This window comes from Burkholderia sp. BCC0398 (assembly GCF_902833245.1).
GTDB lineage: Bacteria > Pseudomonadota > Gammaproteobacteria > Burkholderiales > Burkholderiaceae > Burkholderia > Burkholderia sola.
In genome coordinates this window covers 1-316 of record NZ_CADFEM010000062.1, presented here as the reverse complement: position 1 = coordinate 316, position 316 = coordinate 1, and the positions used below count along the sequence as shown (strand labels likewise).

1 pseudogene is annotated in these 316 nt (G+C 61.4%); it reads left to right on the top strand.

Annotation, left to right across the window (positions count from 1 at the left end):
- Nucleotides 1-316: pseudogene (locus HWX76_RS36510) on the top strand (RNA-guided endonuclease TnpB family protein); the annotation flags it as partial.

Below are 316 nucleotides of genomic sequence, written 5' to 3'. Positions count from 1 at the left end.
TGCGCTATCGCGGCAGGAAATCGCTCGGCTGGGTGCCGCTGAAGGGCCGTGACCTGAAGCGCGAGGGTGACGCGTTCCGTTTCGCCGGCAACATGTTTCGCGTGTTCAACAGCCGGCCGCTTCCCGAAGGCAAGATCAAGGATGGGACCAACTTTGCGCAGGATGCACGCGGCAACTGGTTTCTCAACATTGTGATCGAGATGCCGGATGTTCCGGCCCGACCTATCCGTTCCGGTGTGGGCATCGATCTCGGCCTGAAAGACTTCGCCGCACTTTCGACCGGCGAGAAGCTGCCCAATGACCCGTTCGGTCGACG